The organism is Pantoea sp. X-Soil-ISGK-275, assembly GCF_059730795.1.
The window spans coordinates 523,726-547,667 of sequence record NZ_AP035976.1 but is presented as its reverse complement, the minus strand read 5'-3'; the positions used below and the strand labels follow the sequence as shown (position 1 = coordinate 547,667).

At 50.1% G+C, this 23,942-nt stretch carries 24 protein-coding genes; 2 read left to right on the top strand and 22 right to left on the bottom strand.

Annotation, left to right across the window (positions count from 1 at the left end):
* Nucleotides 1-282: 282 nt before the first annotated feature.
* From AC6I8A_RS02435 to AC6I8A_RS02420, 4 genes are all read right to left on the bottom strand, one after another.
* On the bottom strand, nt 283-1,287 hold the full coding sequence (locus AC6I8A_RS02435) for a tyrosine-type recombinase/integrase (protein ID WP_497817978.1): 1,005 nt from the start codon (nt 1,285-1,287) through the stop codon (nt 283-285).
* Nucleotides 1,288-1,363: 76 nt separating this feature from the next.
* Nucleotides 1,364-2,848, bottom strand: coding sequence for a TraI domain-containing protein (locus AC6I8A_RS02430; RefSeq protein ID WP_497817977.1), 1,485 nt, complete (start codon nt 2,846-2,848; stop codon nt 1,364-1,366).
* Between the two features lie 131 nt (nt 2,849-2,979).
* Nucleotides 2,980-3,963 (bottom strand): ArdC family protein, encoded by a 984-nt coding sequence (locus tag AC6I8A_RS02425; protein WP_497817976.1) that lies wholly within the window; start codon nt 3,961-3,963, stop codon nt 2,980-2,982.
* An 81-nt stretch (nt 3,964-4,044) separates the two neighbouring features.
* The gene (locus tag AC6I8A_RS02420) at nt 4,045-4,548 is read right to left on the bottom strand and encodes a hypothetical protein (protein WP_497817975.1); all 504 of its coding nucleotides are present in this window, start codon (nt 4,546-4,548) and stop codon (nt 4,045-4,047) included.
* A gap of 251 nt (nt 4,549-4,799) precedes the next feature.
* Here AC6I8A_RS02420 and AC6I8A_RS02415 point away from each other — a divergent pair, with 251 nt between their 5' ends.
* Nucleotides 4,800-6,944, top strand: a complete 2,145-nt coding sequence (locus tag AC6I8A_RS02415; protein ID WP_497817974.1) for a CHAT domain-containing protein — start codon at nt 4,800-4,802, stop codon at nt 6,942-6,944.
* Here the strand turns inward: AC6I8A_RS02415 and AC6I8A_RS02410 are convergent, their stop codons facing one another.
* Nucleotides 6,945-7,832 carry an integrase domain-containing protein gene (locus AC6I8A_RS02410; protein ID WP_497817973.1) on the bottom strand — a complete coding sequence of 296 codons (888 nt, stop codon included), beginning with the start codon at nt 7,830-7,832 and terminating at the stop codon, nt 6,945-6,947.
* A gap of 824 nt (nt 7,833-8,656) precedes the next feature.
* Here AC6I8A_RS02410 and AC6I8A_RS02405 point away from each other — a divergent pair.
* The gene (locus tag AC6I8A_RS02405; protein WP_497817972.1) at nt 8,657-8,995 is read left to right on the top strand and encodes a hypothetical protein; all 339 of its coding nucleotides are present in this window, start codon (nt 8,657-8,659) and stop codon (nt 8,993-8,995) included.
* Nucleotides 8,996-9,013: 18 nt separating this feature from the next.
* Here AC6I8A_RS02405 and AC6I8A_RS02400 read toward each other — a convergent pair whose 3' ends face one another.
* The 17 genes from AC6I8A_RS02400 to AC6I8A_RS02320 all read right to left on the bottom strand — a co-directional run bounded on the left by AC6I8A_RS02400 (nt 9,014) and on the right by AC6I8A_RS02320 (nt 23,893).
* Nucleotides 9,014-9,757: a hypothetical protein gene (locus AC6I8A_RS02400; protein ID WP_497817971.1), complete on the bottom strand. Its 744-nt coding sequence runs from the start codon at nt 9,755-9,757 to the stop codon at nt 9,014-9,016.
* A gap of 78 nt (nt 9,758-9,835) precedes the next feature.
* The gene (locus AC6I8A_RS02395; protein ID WP_497817970.1) at nt 9,836-11,359 is read right to left on the bottom strand and encodes a conjugal transfer protein TraG N-terminal domain-containing protein; all 1,524 of its coding nucleotides are present in this window, start codon (nt 11,357-11,359) and stop codon (nt 9,836-9,838) included.
* Complete coding sequence (locus AC6I8A_RS02390; protein ID WP_497817969.1) at nt 11,359-11,679, bottom strand: hypothetical protein; 321 nt, start codon at nt 11,677-11,679, stop codon at nt 11,359-11,361. Before AC6I8A_RS02390 ends, AC6I8A_RS02395 begins: the two co-directional genes overlap by 1 nt.
* Before the next feature lies 1 nt (nt 11,680).
* On the bottom strand, nt 11,681-13,096 hold the full coding sequence (locus AC6I8A_RS02385) for an integrating conjugative element protein (protein WP_497817968.1): 1,416 nt from the start codon (nt 13,094-13,096) through the stop codon (nt 11,681-11,683).
* Nucleotides 13,093-14,055: a TIGR03756 family integrating conjugative element protein gene (locus tag AC6I8A_RS02380; RefSeq protein ID WP_497817967.1), complete on the bottom strand. Its 963-nt coding sequence runs from the start codon at nt 14,053-14,055 to the stop codon at nt 13,093-13,095. The genes AC6I8A_RS02385 and AC6I8A_RS02380 overlap by 4 nt, the downstream gene beginning before the upstream one ends.
* Nucleotides 14,052-14,444, bottom strand: coding sequence for a TIGR03757 family integrating conjugative element protein (locus tag AC6I8A_RS02375; RefSeq protein WP_497817966.1), 393 nt, complete (start codon nt 14,442-14,444; stop codon nt 14,052-14,054). Before AC6I8A_RS02375 ends, AC6I8A_RS02380 begins: the two co-directional genes overlap by 4 nt.
* Before the next feature lie 216 nt (nt 14,445-14,660).
* Nucleotides 14,661-15,065: a hypothetical protein gene (locus AC6I8A_RS02370; protein ID WP_497817965.1), complete on the bottom strand. Its 405-nt coding sequence runs from the start codon at nt 15,063-15,065 to the stop codon at nt 14,661-14,663.
* 12 nt (nt 15,066-15,077) lie between these two features.
* Nucleotides 15,078-17,882: a conjugative transfer ATPase gene (locus tag AC6I8A_RS02365; protein ID WP_497817964.1), complete on the bottom strand. Its 2,805-nt coding sequence runs from the start codon at nt 17,880-17,882 to the stop codon at nt 15,078-15,080.
* Nucleotides 17,882-18,295 carry a TIGR03751 family conjugal transfer lipoprotein gene (locus tag AC6I8A_RS02360; protein WP_497817963.1) on the bottom strand — a complete coding sequence of 138 codons (414 nt, stop codon included), beginning with the start codon at nt 18,293-18,295 and terminating at the stop codon, nt 17,882-17,884. Before AC6I8A_RS02360 ends, AC6I8A_RS02365 begins: the two co-directional genes overlap by 1 nt.
* An 11-nt stretch (nt 18,296-18,306) precedes the next feature.
* Nucleotides 18,307-19,797 carry a TIGR03752 family integrating conjugative element protein gene (locus tag AC6I8A_RS02355; protein ID WP_497817962.1) on the bottom strand — a complete coding sequence of 497 codons (1,491 nt, stop codon included), beginning with the start codon at nt 19,795-19,797 and terminating at the stop codon, nt 18,307-18,309.
* Complete coding sequence (locus AC6I8A_RS02350; protein WP_497817961.1) at nt 19,787-20,650, bottom strand: TIGR03749 family integrating conjugative element protein; 864 nt, start codon at nt 20,648-20,650, stop codon at nt 19,787-19,789. Before AC6I8A_RS02350 ends, AC6I8A_RS02355 begins: the two co-directional genes overlap by 11 nt.
* Nucleotides 20,650-21,306: a PFL_4703 family integrating conjugative element protein gene (locus AC6I8A_RS02345; protein WP_497817960.1), complete on the bottom strand. Its 657-nt coding sequence runs from the start codon at nt 21,304-21,306 to the stop codon at nt 20,650-20,652. The genes AC6I8A_RS02350 and AC6I8A_RS02345 overlap by 1 nt, the downstream gene beginning before the upstream one ends.
* The gene (locus tag AC6I8A_RS02340; RefSeq protein ID WP_034892368.1) at nt 21,303-21,665 is read right to left on the bottom strand and encodes a TIGR03750 family conjugal transfer protein; all 363 of its coding nucleotides are present in this window, start codon (nt 21,663-21,665) and stop codon (nt 21,303-21,305) included. Before AC6I8A_RS02340 ends, AC6I8A_RS02345 begins: the two co-directional genes overlap by 4 nt.
* Before the next feature lie 10 nt (nt 21,666-21,675).
* On the bottom strand, nt 21,676-22,053 hold the full coding sequence (locus AC6I8A_RS02335; protein WP_175501691.1) for a TIGR03745 family integrating conjugative element membrane protein: 378 nt from the start codon (nt 22,051-22,053) through the stop codon (nt 21,676-21,678).
* A 46-nt stretch (nt 22,054-22,099) separates the two neighbouring features.
* Nucleotides 22,100-22,342 carry a TIGR03758 family integrating conjugative element protein gene (locus AC6I8A_RS02330; protein ID WP_008107119.1) on the bottom strand — a complete coding sequence of 81 codons (243 nt, stop codon included), beginning with the start codon at nt 22,340-22,342 and terminating at the stop codon, nt 22,100-22,102.
* The gene (locus tag AC6I8A_RS02325; protein WP_497817959.1) at nt 22,333-22,668 is read right to left on the bottom strand and encodes an integrative conjugative element protein, RAQPRD family; all 336 of its coding nucleotides are present in this window, start codon (nt 22,666-22,668) and stop codon (nt 22,333-22,335) included. The genes AC6I8A_RS02330 and AC6I8A_RS02325 overlap by 10 nt, the downstream gene beginning before the upstream one ends.
* A gap of 76 nt (nt 22,669-22,744) precedes the next feature.
* Nucleotides 22,745-23,893, bottom strand: coding sequence for a hypothetical protein (locus tag AC6I8A_RS02320; protein WP_497817958.1), 1,149 nt, complete (start codon nt 23,891-23,893; stop codon nt 22,745-22,747).
* Between the last annotated feature and the right edge of the window lie 49 nt (nt 23,894-23,942).

Here is a 23,942-nt window from a genome sequence, read left to right as displayed (position 1 = left end):
TCTACCACTTAATTTTCATATACAGATTAGTAAATTGAAGTGTACTTCAAAATGGTAAATCCGCTCTAATAATGTAATAAAATGGGAGTTGGCGTTGATTTAATTGGGTTTTCGTCGAGAGCGGAATAAAATTACGAAGTAGCCAACAATACCATCCCAGGCAATGCAGTAGTATTCACGAACGATTTTTTGAGTTCAAAATGGACGATTCAGGCTATTAGTTTAATTTTTAATCCAAAGATAAATAGGCGCATTACTTATTGTATAATGCGCCTAAAGTTTTTATCTGATTGAATGCTTGTCTAAATATAAACCCAATTCAGACTCCAGCGTTCTACATGTCACGTCCAAATTAATATCGATATATCCCATCGTCGTGGTAATACTCCTATGCCCTAACAATCCTTTAACCATCTGTAAATTTCGATCAGGTGATTTCATAAGCTCAGTCGCTAATGTATGCCTGAAACGATGGGGAGAAACAGCAAAGCCGCACTCTTTAGATAATCGTCGAAAAAATGATTTTACCGGCTGTAGTGTGGCAACCGGCGGTAGATTTTCTCTATCTTTCTCAGTACCTAAGAACCTATTAACATCAAAAATAGCGCTAATTGATTCGGCACCATTTTCAATTGCCCGCTTAATCAGTATTTGCAGCTGAGGTTTTAATGGACCAACAATTGGAACACGCCACTCTCTGTGCGTTTTACTGCCGTCGAGGCGCAGCTCGATCCAGTTTTCTTCAAGATTAATATCCATCAACCTCACATGCATCAATTGATTTATGCGCATGCCGGTATAGCGCAAAGTGTCCAAAACTGTGGTCCAGAACCATGCCGGATGCAATGCACAGCGCTTCATCTCAGCTATTGAAAGATCAGTGTCTAAATCAACATGCTGCTGCATTAAAAGATAGACACGGGTCAGCTGCGTTTTAGATAATGTTTTTTTACGCTTGTTATCAGCCCGGACTAAAACCTCATTAAACGGGTTTTCAGTTTGAGGGATGAGGTTCGCTTTCATGGCATAATTAATGATGGCACGCATGTGAGCTACTTTGTTATTCCAGGTGACGGCAGATGAACCTTCCACATTAATAACATGCCGTCGCCATTCCTGAACATCGCGCCGAGTTATCTCACTGAGCGTTCTATCAAGCCCATAATATTTCCTAAAACCATTGACTACTTTTCGGTAACTCCACTCCGTATGGGGGCGAAGAAATTTTACGAAAAAATATTCATCCAACAACGAATCCCAGCTTGTATCGCTATCAACCTGACTCATAACCTTTCCTTCGATCAGCAATTAAAATACCACCCTTTGGGCAGCAGCTCTCCTCCATACACCTTCCAGAAAAGCGTCAGGGAACCACGAGGAACTGACTATCATCCGGCACATCAGAACTACGGATGATCATCGTGGATTTGACCAGATAGCCTTTCACACGTTTATAAGGGCCGTTACGGTCGGCACTGTTGTAGAGAGTGGCAAACGTAAAACGCTTGCCGTTGTTACGCCGATGTCGGTTAAGTCTTTCAAACCCTGCCTGAACGTTTTCACGTTCATCAGCAGACTGACCGGTTTGCTTCAGATATCGATAAAATATGCCCGGTACAAGCAGGAAAACAAAACCAGCGACCAGTTGCACGCGTGAATCTGCTTCATTGCACGCTATCGTTCCTTTTTCGAGACCCTCAACCAGCCAGGACCAAAACGCCTCGCCAATCTGTTTCTTAGAAATCTGTGAGGTGTTCTCAGGTGTGACGGGGATCGATTCTGGATCACGCCGCTGCGTTAGGTAAACTTTGTTGACGTATTTTTCATCACTTTCAGAAGATCCGTAGGCTTGGTTTTGTGCATTATCAGAATTATTCGCACTAACTTGACTACCATTCTGGATGTAAAACTTATCTATATCAGAACCATGATCGATATTTTCAGAGCTGTAGCGGCTATTTTCTATTTCAGCAGTAGCTAAATAGCCACTTTCAATAACATCACCCTGATTAATGTATTCGTCATGAGTAGTCTCGCTATACCATTCCACGGGGATTTCTGCGGGTTGATCATTAACTTTTTCCGCATATGAATCTGACCCATTTTCCTGAACTATTTCTACGGAATGTAATTCACGTGGCACTGAATTCAGTTGCGCTTTATTCAGTAATAAATGGACCTGCTTTTCTGCGGAATTAATTCCGGCCAGTTCAAGAAACAGGCAATCTCTCACATTGGGCAGTTTTTCCATCCAATTTATCGCGCTTTTAGGCAACATTGAGGCAGCAAATGCCAGCCGGATAATGTTGTCTTTTGTTGGTAATTCGGGTTGCGGGTTCACTTTGAAGCGATATTGCATACCCGGCGCGTTCGATAGTGGATACCAGATTTGGCCATCTTCCAGTTCAGCTTCAATGCAAAGTAACTCGGGAACGTGCCGGTAAAGAGCCAGCCAAAATACGACGCAGTTCCAATGGCTGGACTGCGCGGCCTGATCTTCAGGTGCAGCACTGGCAGGAAACACCATGCCTTTCGATAACTGCAGCGTGGTAACGATTAGCTGCAGAGTGAGATCCAGTAATCCACCTTCGATATTCCAGTCCGCGATACGCACTGCAGGCAAATTTTGATAACGGTCGGCCAAAGTTTGAAGCGGTTGCAGGCAAAATTCGTCATAGGCGGATTTGGACAGCAACGAGTTCTGCCAGATTTTCTTAAGCAGAGCCTGGCGCGATGGCGTGCCCAGCAGCAGCTGATGGTTTTGCGGTGTGAAGTAGTCTTCTCGTTTAACCGGCAACGATGGCTGAAAGGTGCTGCGTCTGAATCTATTTTGTAGTTTTGGGAACATGTTTCACCTCCAGATCGGAGGCACTATCGTTCCAGACTGCAAGTAATCACAGCCTAAAATCATTTTTGGAAAATGCGATTAAATTGCCGCCCAAAAAAAAGAAACCATCCTCAGAAGAGGATGGTTTGGTTTCAGGCTGCGTCTTCTTCAACTTGTTCGCCAAGGGGCTGAAGCAAATATTCCGATGCCTCGCGAGCCTGACGACAAGCGCGGAACAGCGCCTTCTTGTCCGACTTCAATATCTTCAACCAATGATCGATATAGCTGTCGTGCTGCACTTCGCCATACACACCAAGCTGCGCGCAGAGAAAAGCACTACCCAGTTCAGCAATCAGCTCCTCAAACGCATAGATGGGATCACCAAATTTACGCGTTGTCGAAGTAATGCCTTCACGGTTCAAGCGCTTGTGATGCCCACTTGAATGCACCAGCTCATGCAGCAGAGTTGACCAGTAATCTGCACTGGTAAAGAACTGCGACGTTTTCGGCAACACAATTTGATCAGCTGCAGAATTGTAATACGCGCGGTTCTGCTCAAGTGAAGTGATCTTAACGCCGGTTGCATTGAGGATTTCAATCATCTGCCCATGTGTATCAGCATCTAACTCGTCATCCTCCTGGTAGTCGAGTGCGACGGTTGGTACTGATAAGGACTCGGGCAAATCATCACACTGCTGCACATTGAACAGCGGGATGCTGCGCAGCATGATGCGTTGTTCCATCACTGTTTCCCCTTGTGCGTTTACACGCTTCTGGCCAGCCTTGTCTGTAGATTCTACTTCAAACGGCTTGAAGAAAACTGCGATGGTCGATTTCTCACCCTTGCGAACATGGCCGCCAAGCGCCTGTGCCTGCTTCCATGTTAGCCAGCGGTTGGATTGAAAGCCTTGCTCCTCAGCCGAGAGCCACAGCAGCATGATGTTCACGCCATTGTAGCGTCGATGAGTCGCAGCGTTGGATGGTATAGGTGACTCTGATGATCTCTGACTGTCGCGCCAAGGCTTGCGCCAGGGCAAGACACCTCGCTCGATGGAACCGACGATTCTGTCAGTCACCTGCTGGTATAGATCAACGTGATTGGTTTGGGATTTACGGGGTTTGCGTTTGGTAGGCATAAGATACTCCTCGAAAGGCGCATCTCTTCCCCTGATGGCGAAGAAATACGCCACAGGGTGTTAGGTGAATTGAAAACGAAATTATTCGTCTTGTTGTGTGATGGAATCAGGGATTGGCCACTTACCGCCCAAGTTGAGCGTTAGCCAAACCTGAACGTTGGCCCACTCATCCAGCGTGCCGTCTGAGTTTATGTTGTTGCAACCCGGACAGAAGCGATGTGCAATTAGTAACGTTGCTTTGACCATGAAGTCGTATGGACGGCATGGTTTCCAAAGGAATGTGGTTTTACAGAAACCGCAGCCCGATGAATGCTGGCCAAGGTGAAAAGTTTCATATGACGCGTCCAGGCGTTCTTCACCGTTAAACGAGATCGCCGGTTGGCCATCGAGTCCTTCAACGAGCAGTTCACTAGGTTTAAGTAACGGATATTTGCCGTCAGCAGTGCAAATGACCATTGGATCTAAAAAACCGGGTACGTAGCGGTTTTGAGCAAGCAAAAAGACGTTGGCGACCATAGTGGTCAACAGCAGCCATTGATCGTTGGGTACAGACTTCACTTGGTGATATGAGTGAACATAGCCCATGGATAAATCCTCCAGATTGTTTGAATGGGGATTTATCCGCTAACGGGGGTAAATCCCCGTCAGGGTGGGTAATGCGAGCCTTGCGGCGGTGTGATGAGAGAACCTTCACCATCGTGGATGGCACCCGCTCTAAAGGTGTGCGAGTATTGGGACCGCCGATTGGCGCTTCTTTCAGGTCCGTGAAGCATATCTAAGCAAGATCTATTGTAAAGCAAGAGTTGAAATTATCAACATTAAGGAGGTGACTTCAAATGGAGTTAATTCAGAAGCTTGGTGCAGTTATCAAATTAGTCATTATGCCCACAAACGGGGAACAAACTTTCTTCCAAGGTTATGATTCGGGTCTTATGGATCCTAGAATTATTGAAACCATTTTCCTCATAAATAAAACACCAAAGAATATCTCTGAAATCTTTGAGCGATCTAGCGATAATGAGAACGTTTTAACGGAACATAATCTTATATTTTTACTTTCCCATGACAAATTAGACTCACTTGAGAAATTCAAAGACTACCCTTTCATAATAATATTCTGCACTTCAAATTATTATAAGCTGGCTAGGGATATATCTAAGGGGTTTAAAGTCAAGCCAATAATATGCTGCAATGTGAAAAAAGCTGATATACATCAAAAAGATGTCACCTCCATTTATTCCTTTGATAAGCTCTTGTTTTCTCGCTTCAAGGATGCGGAAAATAATATAATAAAGAAAACTGGCGAGCGAAAGATATCATCAAAATTGAGTAGAAGGAAAGTTTCTTTTAACACCATAAATTTAAGCTCCACTACTAATAATACTACCTATTCCAATGAGTTGTTAATTGAGTCTCTTGGATATGTACTGGATAAACCTAAAGTAATAAAAGGAGGGAGCAGTAAAAGAGAGTTTATTAACTTGATGATTAACAGTATACATTCATATAATGAATGCTTAGAAAAAGAAGACATCAACCTTCCTTCAGAGCTTATTATTTACACTCCAGGCATGTTCTCTATATTCAATAAAAATAACGATGAATTATGGTCAGAGATTGAAGGTGAACTCAATGAAATAGAAAAGGTTTTTTTAATTAGAGGGGTGCTGCTAAATCCTGAATACTCTGGAATAAGGCTACATCATAAAGGTAACCATTCTGGCTTAAAAGAGTTGTTGAAAAATCCAAAAGTTGGTTACCTGACGAGGATGAGGCAAAATGAGATGAGATTAACCACAGCGGCAATATCGCTTCTTAGCTCAAGTAAAAAATCCCCTTCGATAAGGTTGCCAAACGCATTGAATCATCTAAGCAGTGACTTAAAAAAACTTGAGTCTTTAGCTCGTAATAATGGGATTAAAAATGAACTTTTCATTAAAAAGGCAAAGGCATTCAATACAACAATAAAAAGAATGCTAGGCAGTAAATTAAGAAGGTTTATTTTAAATAACTATAATGAATTAACATTAGTTAGTGATGTTCCTTTAGATTGGTTGCGATTAGAGTTAGGTAAGTTACCAATAATGCTGTCCCATGAAATATCTCGAATTAACTCCACACCTGGAAATGTATTGTTACAGAATTGCGCATACTTCCCAAGAATCTCAATCAATGAATCAGAACTGAAAAAGACTTTGGTTATTAGGTCTTTTGAAATAGATGATCCTCTAAAACATGATTTAGAGCAAGGATTAGATGTGTTCGCGAAGAGCATGCCTGATCTAGATCTTAAAATTGTTGATGTGAAAAATTTCGAGGAGTTCACTCAAGCATTAAATGATTATGATGGACATATTGTGATTCTTGATTGTCACGGTGATCACGGTGGTGATATGGAAAACGGATGGCTAATAATTGGAGGGGAAAAAGTTGACACATGGAAACTGAGGCATATAGCAAGAGTGCCCCCAATCGTGATTTTAAGTGCATGTTTAACTTCTGCTCTAAGTGGATCGCATGCTTCAGTGGCTAATGGTTTTTTGGTTAGTGGTGCAATTAGCGTAATAGGAACACTATTGCCAGTTGTATCTATTGACTCCTCAGTTTTTGTTAGTAGATTAATATATAGATTTTACCAATTCCCAAGCGTTATTCCTAATTCATACTCGCATGTTAATCTTCGACTTTTGATTTCATTATTTATGAGGATGTCATATACATCTGATGTGATCAGAGGTTTTGCTTTTTCAGATTTAATTGATAAGGAGGAAAGTTTACAGGTTAATTCCGAGGTCAATGCTTATATAAATATGTTAAACGAGGATTGGTTTGATTTTTTAGTTGATAGGTTAATGAAGATGTCTAAGTTCAGCAAGGATGAAATACTCGAAATATTGGACAAGGATTATTTTATTACTGAAACTATGTGCTACAGTCAAATTGGATTTCCAGAATCTATAGTTATCAATTTGAGAATGTAATTAAGTTAAGTAAACCTTGTAAACATACGCTCCTCTTCCATCACCATGCCCCAAATCCATTGAAACCATTGCCTCAGCCTCTTTCCTGCTGAGGCCGTTTTTCATATGCCAATCTGTAGCCTCGCGCGAATAAGCATATCTCAGGCTATGCGGCGCTTCTTTGCCCGTAAGCCCAGCATCCTTAGACACATTTCGGTAGCGATCGATCGCGCTCTTCAGCCCTGCTTTATCAACCAATTTGCCTCCATGTTTTGCAGAATATGCAACTGCTGCATTCAAGCTGCGCACCAGTTCATCGCGCCTGACGACCGTTGTATCTCTCGGTCTGCCGCCTTTAGTACCGAACACAACGCGTAACCGCTCATCCCCGCGCGCCAGCGCTTGCTGCCAAGTCTTGAGTGACTTCGCCGACTGAACCGCTTCCTCCGTTCGCAATCCGAGATAACGCGCAATCTCCATCGCCAATGCGACACCTTCGTCTTTACTCCGTACGAGGGCGAGCGCCTCGTGAAAGCGCTCGTCCGTAATGGCCGTCTTTGACCCTGCTCGACTGGCACCAGACAGGTTGAGCGCATCATTACTCAACTTCTCATGCTTTGGATCGGCCAGTTTAGTTCTGCCAGCAGTGTTTAGAATCGCGCGCAGCGCTGCCATTTCGTTCTGCAGTGTGCGTTTTGAAATATCATCCGCCAGGCGGCTTCGAACGTAATGCTCGATGTGATAGGTCTTGATATGGTTCACGTCCCTGATCTGGATGTTGAGTTTCAGCATCTGCTCAGCCAGCCGTGCTGCGATGCGCGAACGATCGGCAACGGTTTTGAAACTGCCTCCAGATTGCCTGGCCAGCGTCACCAGCTGTTTACTGAACTGCTTGTTTCCTCGCGACATACATTCTCCAAAAAAACATCTCTACCCCGACGGCACGGTTTCAAGTTGCGCTTCCTGCGTCTCAGCGGATATCTGTGCATCGGGGCGGCGAAATGTTGAGTTGTTGCGAGGTCTCCACAGCTCTCAGAGCTGATCGCGGCTAATGCCGGTTCCTGATTTCTCAGGACGCCTCCGTCCGTCAGGTTCGCTGACGTCGCCTTGATATCGCGTTGATTTCCTCCTCAGATAAGTTGCCAACGTTCACTGCATATTGGGGTGGTTGATGATTGTAATAACGGACTACGTGTTGGTCAGACGGTAAGCGTCGTCGCAGAAGGCCGTATTACGTGGTGTTGACGTATACGCGCTGCGCGCGTCACTTGGTCGTTGCTACGCGCCAACGCAAGTGACGTCGCGCAACTTCTGCCTGTATTTGCGAGGTTCGTTCGTCGCCAAATGTTCCAAATGGAGGAAACGATCACGAAAACTGGCCGTGCGCTGTAGCTCGTATCGATGGGATGAAGTTGATTGAACCGTAGTGATGTAGTGGAAACCTTGGACGTTGCTTTTGCCCGCTACTTGCAAAGGTTGAGTAGCTTTGCCGGTTATCCCGGATGCAGCCGCCAAATGGCGTTTCTCACAGGCTGCTGAAACTTTCGCTGATGACCGCCGCTGGGGTGCCCCTTTCAGGTCATGAGGGCTTTGTTGGTTGCGTAAACAACTATGGCAACGGTTAAAACACTAGCAATTTTGGCAAAAATGGTCAAACTTAAATCAAATTGATAGGCTCAGCACAAACCCTTGTTGAGGGGCGACTAGTTGGAAATGATGATATGAGAGGTTCAATGAATAAAACCAAAAAATCACATCACGGTCAGGCGCATGAGATAGCGCGAAGGTTCACGGCTGCTTTAAATTCTCTTATTCTGAATATTGGGAAAACATTCAGAATTGCACCTAATTTAGCTAAATCATTGTTGCTAGCTCTAATTATTATATTATCTACATGCATTATTTTTGGAGGAGTGTTCTCCATTGCTATTTCTTTGGTGGTTGGGGCTATAATTTGTGGCGTTAATGTATTTTCTTCTTCCTGCATTCCATATAACGAAGAGCCTTCAGAAAGTGAACATAACTATGGTTCCAATGGTTCCAATGGTTCTGACGGCTCCAACGGGTCGTAGAACCACCTTTCATTAGAGTTAGTCTTCATACACCTTTTTTATGATTTCCATGCATTCTGCATGTGCCACTTTATGATCAGAGAATTCTTTAGTTAAAAATAAGAAGAAAGCTTTTTTCACTTGAGGGAGTTCAATGAATATGAACTCATCAACCTTGTGAAAAAAATAAAAAGACTCATTTTTCGTTGAAAATATCAGCAACGAATTAAATTTCCCTTGCTTATTTTTAGTGAACAAAGCCCTCCTTGATCTTCTTATTATATTGAAAACTTTGAATGGTGTAGTATCAATGTCACCCCAAAACATTGCTATAGGTATTGTTGATAAATAAGGGATGAAATCTTTTCCTTTGTAACGTAAAAAATTCGACCTTAAATCTTTCAATTGTAATTTAAAGGCTATGTATTGTAGCCACCAGATAACACAATCTACATCATTTGAATTAAACTGATCGCCATCCTTTTCTAAAAAAAGTCTTTTTAAGTAATCTTCAAATGCCCCTAGTAAATTTGAATTGCAAGTTTTACATGCTGGAACTGTTGTTTTTATATAGCTCGCCGGTTGATTATTGAGATTGTTAACCAGAAATTTTTCGGGATTGCCATCAAACGACCATTGAGGTAAAACATGTTCTTTTGTTATATCTTCGTTAGCCCCGCAAAGAATACAGATCGCGGATTGATGATCCTTAATTATTGCATTCATAACTAAACCCTGGGATTTTTTTATTTTTTTTCTTAAGAGACTAAATTTTTCATTCATAATTGAAATGAATCCTTTTAATTAATTTAATGCTAAAATATAAATTAACGTTGTGAAATCTTCAATCTTTATTATTCCCTATTTTCCTACCCTAGCTGTGGTAGCCGAAGCTGCTTTTTCTCCAGCACTACCAGCCGCACTTTTCACACTTGATGCACCATCACCTGCCATTCGTGCTATTTCACCAATTCTTATTCCTGCCCATGAAAACGCCGCCATCCACAGCGCAGGTAGCACAATAAACATCGCCCCCATAACAAAGTTCATAATCAAATCGTCAGAGCTATTCTGAAACCCAGCAGCATTCCAGCGGCTATGCGTATCAGAGCTATATAGTGCCTCCATCAACCAGCTGTCGAGCCAGCGCGCCAGTTCCCACCAAAACGTCAGGAAATTAAGCGCAAACACCACAAAGCTGACAGTAATAACGGTTTTGAACTCATAACTGCCAAACGCCAATATCAATGGAAGCATTACGTAGATCGCCATTAATAATAGCGCCTGCACCATCGGTAATGCCTGCCGCATCGCATCAAACGCCGGGAACGCAGCCAGACTGCCCAATGACATTCCCGCAATCCCGCCAATGCGGCTGGCGGAGTTATCCAGCGTGAAATCGGCATTGCCACCATAACCGGCATAGGTGCGGCCATTCTGTGAAACGGTCAAACTCTCCGGGCTCACCAGGCGGCGAACAATGCTCTCTTTATATTCAGCGTTGTTCTTGCCCATCATTTTTAGCGCGGCAGACATGCGCAACCACATGCCCGGTGATGCCTGAGCGACTACGCGTGCCTCAAGCCCTGTATCGGCGCTGGACCACCATTCGCGGCATGTTGGATAGCCACCGCGCCCGGTGTCCGGTCTGCCGCTGTCACGGCTCTCGTTCCACGGGAATGATGCGCGCGGTGTCTTGGATTGCAGCTGATCGTAATAGCCGCTGCCGTTCAAAAATGTGCTGCTGCCCAGCCATTCAACATCGCGCAGCGCGTCTTCCTCTTTCGTTTGCCCCTGATCCTGTTGCTTCCAGAGGTAAAGCGCCAGCGCATAGCAATCGTTGGTAAAGTCCTGCAGCTCGGCGGCAAGCGCCGGATTGCTGATGCGGGTGTGCTGCACTTCAAAGCGCAGCTGGCGTAAATCCGGGCGGCAGGGAATGGTGGCCACAGCTGCCTGAGTAATGCCTTTGGACAGTTTGTGCATCAGCACCCACCAAATTGGCGCTGCTGCCGTTTGCCCGTCCATGCTGCTGATGATCGTCGAATAGCCGCTTTCATCTGGCGCTTTTGGTGTCCAGGTGCCGCAGCTCTTGGAGCGGGATTCATCGTATTGAATGCTGTCGAGGCTGACGTTGATGATAGGAAGACAGCAAACCAGCATCACAAAAAACGCGCTATAGAGCGCGTTCTCGATGCGCGGCAGCGACAACTTGCCTTTGTTGCCCTCGTCATCGCCTTCTTCGCGTACCTTGAGCCAGATCCCCACCACTTTGAATACCAGCGGCAGCGCGAAAAGCCCGGTGGCGATCAGTAGATTCCAGATGCCGTTGTTGATGATCCAGCCCAGCAGGGTGAGGAAAAATTCCAGATAGCTATTCGTCGTCATCAGTGGCCTCCCGTTGAGGCATAAAGCACCCATTCCATAATGGCGATATAGAGCGCGCCAATGCCACCAATGCGCAGAATGGCGCGCCGCCACACGGGATCTGATTTCTTGCGCTGCCAGCATTGGAAGGTGAAGTAAGCCGTTACTGCATAGATAATCAGCCGCCACGCCAGCCAGAGCACCCATTTTTTCTCAAACCAGCGCATCAACATTGCCGGTGCATCCGGTGACTCGCTGGCTGACATTACCGTCGCAATCACTACACAAAAAATCGCAGTGAACGACACCATGCAGGCGAGAACCTTCAGGAATTTACGCATCTCACTCCTCCCCGGATGGTGCGGAAAGCTGGTTGAAGCGCGAATCGGTGTTTTCATGCGGCTGGCGCTGCGGGTTCGTTGTGGCGCGATTGTTTTCACGGTCGATGATGGTCAGCACGGAGTTGCGCGCGAGTTCGCGTTTCAGTTCCATTTCATTCTTGAGCGCATTGATTTCCCGATCGAGCGATTCAACGCGGCGATCGCCTTCCTGCAGCGCTTCAGGCATTGCCGCTGCATTCGGTTCCGATTGGCCGGTCACAATCATCCGACGCATCAGCAACGCGGTTTCAACCGTGTCGGCCATCGCCAGTTCACCCGCCAGACGGCCAACCAACGCCGCGTTGTCCGGGTCACGCTGCAGCGCTTTGATCACGCCGCTGGTGATCGCCAGGCTGCCGGTGCGCAGTTTTGCCAGGTTCTCGGCGTTGGGCTTCTCCGCGCCATTAACCAGCTTCACCAACTGCTCGCCGTTGATGCGCGTGGCTTCTTCCAGCATCGGTGAAAAGCCGGTTCCGGCTACACTGGCGCCTGGTTGCTGATCGATGTCGCCATCGGTGCATTGCGCGGCGTCTTTGCAGGTGCGAATCGAGCGATCGCCCAGCACTTTTACCACTGCAGCCGCTGCTTCTTCAGAGCTGGAGAACTTACCGCAGCTGCCACCCGTGCAGCTGTCGCTGCTGACGCTGCCGGTGCTGTTGACCGGCAGATTATTCATCATGTTGTAGCCAGCTGCAGCAAGATCATGCGTTGGGCGAATCGCGCGCTGGCCACGACCGCCGCGCTTTTCACCACCAACCCAGTTGCTGCCGGATTCGCCCGTCACTTTTTCACCGGCATCGTTAACACGTATCGCATCCGCATCTCCGCTATTCACCAGCTTTTTGTACTCGTCCATCGCGGCCTGCTGCGTCCACTTGCTGGAGTCGGAGAAATCCACCATGCGCTTCGCCATGTTCTGGCAATTGAGCTGAGCTTTGTCGAATGCCACATTGGCCTGCAGCACACCGTTGGTGAGCATTTCATATAAGCCGGGATTAGCGCGCTGGATCACCATCGCGGGCAAACTGGCCACCGCGCCGGTTGCCCCCTGAACCACATCACCCATCAGATTTTTGAAACCGTTAGTCATCCCATTGAGCTGATTGCCGACAGTGGTTTTCAGGTCGAAGTTGCCGCACTGCAGATCTGAGCTCCAGCCGACATCCAGACCCAGCTTACGCATGTTGCTGCGTGTCGCCGGTTGCGATATCACCGAGCCGCCGCCGAGGGTGTAAAACAGCTTATCGGATACCGCGCCGCTGGCGCTTTTGCCATAACCCATGCTGCTGTCCTGAACCTGCGGCAGTGAAACATCAAACGCCTGAGCGCTGGTTGCGATCAGCAACGCATACGCCGTAGACCAGATGCGCGCGATCATGATTCACCTCCAAAATTGGTGCTGTACAGGAAGGTCTGGCCGCGACGCTTGCAGCAGCTGTAGGGCTGCCATAGCGCGAAGGCTTGATTGCCATCAACGGCTGCAGTGAAGTCACCATCCGGAAACACGGCGCAGGTTTCGCTGAGCTGCGGTGAGAGCCGCTGCCATTTGTGATTCTTAAAGCCGGTGTTCTCTTCGACCGGACCGGGTGGCCAGTAGCCGGGAGACGGATTACCTTTGAGGGTTTGATAGACGTGCGGTTGGCCGGTGCGGGTGATGATGTCGGCGACGCGCTGCGCCACCACGGCGGCGGCTTTATCGTCGTCGGTCTGCGTGACGAAGCCCGATCGCGGATAGACGTTCCCCCACATGTTGGCCGTTGCCTGGCTGCCGATTTCGCGCATGCCTGGCACCAGCGCTTCCGGGTAAAGCGATTCAGGTATGCCGCTACGCCATGCCAGTGTATCGAGCGTGCTGAGTAAGTAGGGATTCAGTGGCGTCGCTGCGCTCTCGCAGGAGTAGCCGGAGATGCTGCCGCCAATCAGCGAAGTAGCCGGATGGCCAATTGCATCAGCGTATTTGAAGTGCAGATTGGTTTTACGTTTACCCGGCGCTTTCAGTTCCTCATTACCGCCACCGGCTGGTACGCCGTACATGCCGTTTTCGAGCCCGCCAGCCGTCTGACTGACGAACGCCATTTCCTTCCAGGGATTCGCACCGGGTTGGGCATACGTTGAAACCACTGCTTCCGGGATAAAGTGTGTCACTTTAACCGATGTGCGCACCTTGCAGCCCCACGGTGTGCAGAACAGCCAGTAACAGATGCCGCTGACTCGCCAGCTGATGCAGGACGGCGACACCGCGCTGGCGATGATCTGCGCGCTGGTGATCGCGGATTCGGCTGCCGGTTGCATCGCGGCGAACAGCAGCGCGGTAGTGGCCAGCTTCGCGCGCGTCATGGGTGGCCACCTTGTGCCCGGATGTTTTCCGCCAGGTCCACATCGGTTGTGCCATACACCACGTCCACATCATCGAAGACCACCGCCGGGTATTTTTCAATTCCCAACTTCCACGCCGCGATAACGCCGCGCCAGGCTTCCACCAACTGCTGCTGTTGATCCGCGCTCATGCGCTGCAGGCCGCTTTTGGCATCCTGCGCAGCTGTTGCGGATTCACTGCTGAGCTGTCCAAATATCGCATTCTGCTGACGATCAGGCGCATCGAGAAACACCATTCGCGTATCGGCATCAGCATTAATGGCCGGATGGCCAGCCGTAGTGAACACGGTGATGGCGGCAAAACCGGGAGATATTGAGCAAAGGAAAAAGAGTGGGATCAGCGACTTCATCAGACTTACTCCACAAAATGAGAGAAGCCATAACGGTGCGCCGGATGGGAGTTGAGTACAGCAAACAACTCTGTGTCGGACAGCGGGATTAAATGCCCCCGGCCCGAAGGGGTGCAGAACAACTACGCCAGGTAGGTGTAACCTTTGGGTCGGGGACGGTGCAGACTATGCAAATTTTGGCACGACTTCACAAGCGAGAGTGCTCTGAAACAGGCGTCATTTCGTGTGATTTGCTGAAAGTTTATGCGCCAGATAAAGCTGGAGATACAGCAGATCGGCGGCGTCTACAACGGTCATGTACCAGCGCGGGTGGTGATAGTCATCTTCCGTTGGCCAACTAAGATGGCTATTCACTGTAATCAGCAGATCAATCGAGCTGCACAGCTTGCCTTTGAAGTGCAGCGCGAGGCAGGAATGACTACCAACGCGCTGTGGATGGCTGGTGATTTTTACGGGCGGATTTACGCGCGAACGGATTTCATCACACAATTTGTCGAGCAGCGCCAGATCGCTGGCGAGAATTTCCGGTTCTCCCTGCGGCATCAGCGTGAACAGTGTGCGCGCCGCCTTGAGGGAAATCGTGGTGGTAATGCGGGGAATGGGATATTTGAGTTCCAGCATAAAGCTCCCGGTTTAAGCGGCGGCTGACTTGAGGCCGCGTGCCGCATCAAGCTGGCGCGCAACGATCACTGCAGCTTCCAGCTCACTGCAGTTATGCAGCTTCATCAGTTTGCGGCGTTCGGCTTTTTCCTCTTTCTCGGTCATGCCGAGAGCGAGGTAGAGGCTGGGCGGCACGGCCCGGAACAGCGCTTCGGTTTTCTTGGACAGCACCACGCCTTCGGTATAGCAGCGCGGCAGCTTACTGGCGGAAAGCAGCACCGATTTTTGCTCATCGCTCAGCTTCTTAAAGCGTGCGATTTGCTCCACTTCATCAGGCGGCATCGTCAGACACAGCCACCATTCAGCCATGTTCAGCATCTTCTCGGCGATGTCCGGGTAATCCGCCAGATTCTGCGTCGCCATCCACAGCCAGGCACCAAGCTTACGCCACATCTTGACCACTTTGGTCATGTACGGTGACAGCAGCGGATTGGTGGTGGTGATGTGCGCTTCATCAATGGCGAAGACGATTTCGCGGTCGAGATACTGATCGCGTTCGGCAATGTTGTTGATGGTGTTCACCAGTGAAACCATCGCTAGCGCCATCTGCGCGCCATAGTTCTCACGGGCCAGCGTACCTAAATCGATAAGCGTGACATCGGCTTCCGGCCAAGGTGTGCCAGGACGGTTGAACAGCTCGCCTTCAAAGCCGCTGGTAAACATCGACATCGCACCGGCCATCTCATCAGCACGCGCACGGCGGCGCTCAGTCAACAGTGGCTGGCCGCTGCTATCCAAGCTGTTATCACGCGCGATGGCAAATAGCGCGGTCTGCAGATCTTCAGCAATCATCTGGCGCGATTCGTCGTAGCTGGTTTGCGCCGCCATCATGATGGCCTCGCGGATCAGGCCACGGTCAGAGCGCGTTAACCGTTCCTCTTCTCGCTTTTCGCCGCCGGTAATCATCATGCGCGCGGCAATTTCCATTTCTCCAAGGATGTCGCGCTGTTCATCACCGTCGTCTTCATCCGCGTCAGGGATATCGGCTTCGTTAAGTTGTAGCTGTTCAGGCTTGAGGTCGAGCAGCTGATGCGCATCGGCGAACAGCGCCAGGCTGACGCCGCAGCCGGGACGGATGCTGATTTTATTCACTGTCAGGCCAAGGCTTTCACAGTAGTCGGCATACAGGCCAAACGAGTTACCGGCTTCAGCAATAAACAGACGTGGGCGGTGAATGGCCATCAGCTGGGAAAGCGTCGCACACAGCGTGGCCGACTTACCCGCACCGGTTGGCCCGAACAGCAGCATATGGGCGTTCTGCGTGCGATCCTGTTTATTCATCGGGTCAAACGTCAGCGGTTCGCCGCCGCGATTGAAGAAGCTGAATCCGGGATGACCGCTGCCGGTGGCGCGGCCAGTCACCGGCAGCAAACCCGCCAGATGCTGCACCCACGTCAGGCGCGTGTACCAGTGGCGGCGATCTTTCTGAGGATTGAAGCACATCGGCAGCGCGCGCAGCCAGGTGTTCAACGGCGATACGTTATATTCCGGTCGAACCGGCTGCAGGCCAGCAGTCAGCAGGACCGCCGACATGTTTTGCTGGCGTCGGTTGAGGTCTGCCAGATCGTTGCCGCGCAGCATGAAAGTCAGCGCGCCGCGATAAAGCTTGTGACGGCGGCCAAGATACTCTTTCACTTCGCGCACATCCTCGCGCACGCGCCCGGATTCGGTGTTTTCACCCACGGCGTTTTTGGCCAGCTTGATGAAGTCGTTTTCCAGCACGTCTTGCGGCTGGGAAACGATGGTCAGTGAAACTACAGTGCCTTCAGGCAGCAGATCCATTAGCGCGTTAATGTGCTCGCCGCGCGCCATTTCGCCAGTCAGCATGCCTGGCTCGGGCGGGCGGCGCAGACGCTCAATGGCAATGGCGCGATGCGGCTTGTCGTCGAACCACCACACGCCATTTTCCACGTCTGAACGCGGCGGCGTGTACCACAGCGTTTCGGCAAAATCGTTAGTCATCGGCAGCTCGCCAGCTTGCGCATCATGATGCTTCGCAGCGGCATAAAACGCTTCTTTGCTCAGGCCGTGCTGCGGCTCGGGATTGAACAGGCGCAGCAGCCATTCATGAATTTGTGCGCCGGTCTGGCGCTGACAGGCAACGCCTGATGCGCCAAGTGATGCCGCCAGCCGGTCACAAACCTGATTCAGCATGGTGACGGGTGGCAGCGCGTGAACATCTTTCACACCCTTGGCGGCACCTGGCACCCAGCGATAAATCACCATACGCGTGCGGCGCTGCTGCCCGCGCCACGGCTGGCCAGTGACCAGCGTGTCGCGAAACAAACCCGTAGGAATGGCGATGTCCCGCAAATGACGCTCAGTTTCACCCAGCCAGGCGTTGGTAAATTCCGTGCCGCGCGCCCAGGGTTTTACGTACTCTTTGACCGTGTTCAGATAGGGCGATGGATCGTCTTCATCCTGGCAAAAGAACTGCACCACCCACGGCGAGATGTCGTCTTCTTCCAGACTGTCCTGCAGCGCATCTTCCACCTGATCGCGGATTTCCTCGAGGCGCGCGGCGGTGCGCCCCTCGGATGAAATCGGCGTGATGGTATAAACCGCGCCGACCGAAACGCCGTCATCAAGCAGCAGGCATTTATCTTCTGGCAGATATTCGGCCCACGGCAGGTAATCAATGATGGAAGGTTTAGCGTGATATAGCGCGGCTTCATCCTGCACCGTCATTTTACCAGGGCGCGGAAGTGGCTGCGGCTGGCTGCTTTCAGAGATGTTGCTGGCTTCAGAGGCGGGCTTTTTAAACAGGGAAAATTTCATTACAGATCCTCCGTGCGCTCACCCGGCAAGGCGTACTGCACCTGGCTGTAAAACGGGAATACCGTGCTGTAACCGGGAACCGGCGAGTTACCACCGGCAAGATGCGGAAACACGTACATCACCATGTCGGGATTTGGCAGGCGCGGGAACTGCTGCGTGATCTCGCTTTCCTGCGTGCGGCTGTAGGAATGGTCGAGTTTGTCGGCACGCTGATCTTCCGTTTCACTCAGCGGGCGGCGCAGCGCTTCACGTCCCTGCGCACCGCGCTGAGCCGAACCGTTCGCGCCTTTGCCTTGCCACAGCTCCAGCATGTTGCTGTCGCCCGCTGGCAGCATTTCATCTTTCGATGTGCTGCAGCCTGAAATGACTGAAACCAGCGCGGCGAACGCGACCGGCATAAATGCTCTGTTCATTCGCTATCCCCTTAGTCCAGTCCGATGCGCGCGGAATTACCCGGCACGCTGAAGTCGTAACGCACCTTGCGGCCTTTATCTTCGTAATCGATCGCCAGCTGCTGCGTGATGTGAACGGCCAGATTCGCGCCGGGTGGCACATACACTGCATCGAAGGTCTGGCCATAACGCTGTTTCACCCATTCGGAAACATCACCGACGCCACCGGCAATCGCTTTGCCCATCGCGGCCTGTCCGGCATCACCGGTGAGCGTGGAGGTCACGCCGCCGTAAGCGTTGGTTTGCCCTGTACGCTGATTTTCGTTGAGCGCTTCACCGGCAGCGGCAGCGCCGGAAAGTGCGAAGAGGGTTGGCAGGTAAGTTGATGCGTTGGATTTACGCGTGCCGCTGATACAGGGAATACCGGCCTCATCCGAGATCCAGCCAATGCCGCCGTCCTGCTTTTTGCCACCATCCTGGCCGTTGCTCTTACCGTTGTTATCCGGGCGCGGCAGCGTCCGCACCCGGCCATCGCTGAAGACGAAAGTGATCGAGTTCACCTGACCGCGCACGCAGGAAAGCGTCCAGTCGCCTGACGCGGTGCCGGAGACAATCGCGCCTTCCACGTCGGGCAGCTCGATGCCGTTGGCCGTCAGGTTGTCGCGGCCAATCAGCACTTTGAACGGATAAGGATCGGTGACGGTGCCATTAATCGGCACGCGACCCAGCAGCGCGGTCATGCCTTTGCTGCCAATCAGTGTGGAGTTTTCCGGCAGCGTATAAACCGGCTCGGTGCTTTCCTCTTCTTTCTGGCTGTTGGAGTAGCCTTTCACCTTCTGCTCGTAATTGCTTTTACTCTTACTCAGCGCGTTATCGCCGAGGAACGATGTCGGGAATCCACCAATTGCCGCTTTGCCGTCGGCGGGAGCTGAACCCGCGTCCGTGCCGCCGCTGCGCTGGTCGCTGGGTGAAACCCACATCACGCCATCGTTAGTGTTGCCACTGGCAACATCATCCAAACCGAGCCCCAGTGGAATATCGCTGTTGTTCTGATCCTGCTTATCAGACGCCATGCGCTTGGCCAGCTGGTTGCTCAGCTCCTGTACTTTGCTGGTCAGGGTTTGCTGTTCCTGTTGCAGCTGCTGGCGGCGGTCTTCGGCGAGTTTCTGGTAATTCGCCACGGCTTCATTAACCTGGCCAGCAACGTTCTGATTACGCGTGCGCAGGCGGTCGTTCTCTTTCACCAGGTTGAGGTTCTGGCGGTCCAACGTTTCCTGTTTACCGCGAATGGTTTTCAGTGTGCCAACCAGCGTGCGCAGCGTGTCTTCCGGCGTATCGCCCTCGACGCCCAGCGCTTTGAGCTCTGCAGGCGTCAGATCGGCCAGCGCTTTGGGCTTTTCTGGCGTGGCGCTGGTTTTTTCCGTCTCGTTTTTGATGCTGCAACTTTTCATGCCCACCGCGACGCCCGCGAGCAGGAAGACCGGCACCAACACTTTGACCAGCGTGTTCGATTTAATCTGCATGGTGTTTACCTCGCGCTTTGCGGCTCACCTTCGCTTCAGGAATCAGTGCGTTTTCGGGACGCGAATCCATCACCAGATAAAGCATGGTGGTGTCTTCAGGCGTGCCGACTAAACCGAGGAAACGGTGCTGGAAAGTGGCGGAGACAAACTTGCCCTGCAGCGAGCGGGGATCGAGAACGATTTTACGACTGGTCATGTTGCGCACGCGAAACGCCACCACGTTCTGACTTTGCACCGCCCATGCGGCGATAGGCTGGATCTCTAACGGCTCAGCGGGGTAAAGCGTGGTAATGCGGCTGGGTAGATGCAGCGGCAGCGAACGCACGCCGGGAACTGGCTCAACCGTGCGCAATGGTGCATACAATCGCTGCGACGCGTAACGCGTGAGCAGCACCGGCAGCGGCGCGGAATAGCTGACTTTCTTCTCTTCTTTGGCGGCTGCAGCTTGCTCAGGACTGGCATCGGCCTCGCTGTCGCCAGCTTCATAAACCAGCTTTACCGGTTCGGCTGAACCTTTCGCGCCTGCGGTGACATCGAGCATGATGATCTCGCCGTTCTCCACATCCTGCAGCTGGACTCGGGTCTGGGAAAACGCTTCGTTCGCTTTCAGGTAAACTGCGCCGCCCGTGCTCTGCACGCGCAGTTTGCCCTTTAGCGCAGGCGCAATACCGACACGAACGTTTTTATCGACGAATACCACGCGCTCCTGGCCAACCTTTAGAGTGACCTGCAGCGGGATGCGCTCCCACTTCATCAATTCAACTGCCTGAACCGGATTCGGCGTAAGTGTTGCCACTGGCAACACTGCGAACATCAGCCTGCAGGCAACATGCAATCTGGTGAGCGTATTCATCAAAACATCCCCTTGTGCTCAGGCTTAGGTTCAGGTGGTGCGGCCTCCAGACGCTGCGGCACGCCGTCGTAGCAATCCAGCGCCAGACCAAACTGATTGGTTTCGGGATCGCCATTCCAGCGCGTGACCTTCATCGGGTAGCGCACCATCGCGCGCTTAACCGGCTCAGTATGGAAATACTCGTCGGCCACTAAATCCAGTCGCGCGACCCAGTTGTCACGATCGCGAACTGTGACGCTTTTGGTGCTGTAGCCGCGCTCGGGGATTTCGTACACCACGCGCACGCGGTCAATCAGCTCGTTGCGGTTGGTACGCTCGGTGGCATCTCGTTCCAGAAAGTCTTTACAGCCCGGTGTCAGGTACGGCGACAGCGCGCGAATTTTGGCGGGATAATCCACCTCACCATTTTTCGGCCAGGCATTAAGCTGCTGGAAGATATAGAAGGCAAAGGCGTAAACCGATGATGGCGGCACTTCCCACCAGGGGCGCGTGCTGCCGGTGCGTAAATCTGGCGGGTTATGAATGGTCATGCTGCGTGGCGCGAGCATCCAACCGGATGACGTGATTAGCACCAACAAAATGAGGAAAGCGCAGGCGATGCGCAGCGATTTGATGTGCTGATCGCTGCGTTGAATGGCATTGCGGAACTGGCTCATTTTCCGGCTCCCTTCGGTGTACGGCGCAGAGACCAGCTGTGTGAGCTGATGATGAGAGAGCGATCGCCGTAGCCCATCCGGCGCTTCTTCTCCTCCAGCCGCTGCCAGATGTAGTTTTCTGGCTTGCCGCGTTTAAGGCGGGCCATCCAGCGCCCGCCAAACGCAATGAGTAGCAGCGGCATGAGCAGCATCCCGGTCGGGATGATGACCCAGCCAACCAGTGGAAAAAACGGCAGACACACCACGCCTCCAACCGCTAATCCAATCAATGCCGCCAGCCCCAATTCCGGCGTGGTGAAACCGCGAAACACGACAGGTTCGGCATTCAGTCGATCGGGCAGGAAACGGATGGTCTGCATGCTTATCCCCTTACAGAATGATTTCAGCAGACTGACCGAGCAGCCAGATAGTCGCGACCAGCAGCACAACACCCGTTGCGACGATGGAGCCAAACTTGGTCCAGGTGGCGCGCTCGTTACGCACTTCAACGAATGTATGCACCGCGCTGGTTGCGACGTTGATAAATGCCACCGCACAGACCAGCAGACCGGCGAAGACAATGAAGTCCTGCGCATAGCCTTTGATCTGGCCCATCAATCCTGTGCCGCCGCTGGATTCCGGTGCTTCAACGGATGGCAGGTCGGCCAGTGCCGGTTTGCAGGACAGCCAGGCAAGAATCAGCCCGGAGCCCAGACGCATGACCTGGCGGTCTTTAAAGCGAGACAAGCGAACAAACTTTGATTTCATGAAACATTCCTCTTTGACGGATAAAGGCACTTCGAAAATGTCTGCGTTAACTGGCGAACATCCAGATGCAGACGATCAGTAAAGCCACAGAACGGATAACAAATCGGGCAAGTGCGGCATCCCTGACTTTGGTATTTGCCCAGCCATGCCAGACATCCACCGCCGCCCACGCTGCCCAGAGAAACAGCACGCACAGTAGTAGCCCAACGGACACCAGATACAGAACGCTAATATCGATGTTGCCGGATGCCGTTTTAAACGCGTTGATCTGCGCCGCAGTCATCGCCATAGCGGACGGCCTCGCGTGTAACCGCCACTGACCTTGCCGTAATCCAGCGGCTGCGCACGCGAAGGCTGCGTGTAGCGGTCGATGCCAGCACGCATGGTGTTAAGGTCTTCGTTGGCTTTCTTGTAGTCGAACAGATAACGGCGGCGGTTATTGGGATCGGACTGCGTAGCTACGGTGCGGGCGCGGTCGAGGGAGAGCTGGACTTGGTCTAGTAGGCGTTGGGTGGTTGCTAGTTCGTCGAGTTCTGACGCTGCGGCGGAAAAAGACAATGCACCAAACAAAAGAAAAGGCAGTGCTATCTGTAGGTTAGATTTTAAATTACTCATTTCTGCACCTTAAATGGTTAAAAGCTTAAGGTGCTTTGTCTATCCAGTTATTAAAATGTATTAATAATTTTCTCAGTCAAATATTTATTGTTTTCTGTAAATCAGAATATTTTAAGGATGGACAGCTTGCGACAATCTCTTTAACTTTCTTACTGGCTGCAATTTTCAATGATGTGTCTCTCCATATAAAACCAACCTCAAAGGATTTATCAAGTGGTGATTTTATTTGTTGTGGGCAAAGAATTACGCGGTCATTAGCTTTCAAAAGCATAATAGCTTTCACTTTGATTGTTTCACCACTTTTCTTTAGACCGTTGTTTCCCCAGTACGTCGAACTTAGATAGCTTTTAGGAAACTTTTCGACATCAATGGAATATTCACTGACATTCCAGTCGCCTCTACCTGAAAAGTTAATTGCCACAGGTATCACTTTGGCGATGAGACTTGGGAAAATATATACAATTATTATAAATGACACCATGACTGAAAAAAAGAAAGCCTGAACACGTTCTTTTTTAGTTTGATTTCTTGTTTGTAACGCAAAGGTGGCAGTAGCAGGTATATGAAGACAAATTATCAGGATGATAAAAGTTATGTAAACTGACCAACTCCATGATTCATAGTAATCATGCATTATGACAAGAGTAAATAGTAAAAAGAAAGCTGCTTTGGCGCTGATAACAGTAGCTCCCCATTTTAAGGGTTTTTTATCCTCGACTTTTTTAATCTTTGTATAGCAAACCCACGCCTCACAATATCTTAAAGTTCTTTTTAACGAAAAATATGTACTTACGAAGATAAGAGCTAATAGTAATAAAAAACATGATAGATAACCAGATAGCATTCCAAATTCTTTTTCTAGAAAAATAGCTTGATAGAATAATAAATTTATAGCTAAAGATACAGTTGGAATGTTGGCTATCCCCTTCCTGGAATACAATACACTGGAATCATATTTAGGTATTGGAATCCCCCCAACTAGCATCGCACAACTCGCCGAAAATAATCCGATTGACACCAGTGCAATTAATATTGCAAAAGCCGTTATTAATATCAGCAAGGTCACATCTTTAAAAATAAAATCAAAAAAATCAACTCTACCAAAAAATAAACCGAAAAACATAAAATAAGATAAGGGGACTATCACTGATAATAATATTTTATACTGAATGAAAAAGTTAATGGGTTTCAACAAAATATTTGAAGCGAAGGTTTTATCTTCCATAATTTCCACTTTACTTTAGATTTCATAAATTAGTCTGCCGCACCGCTTT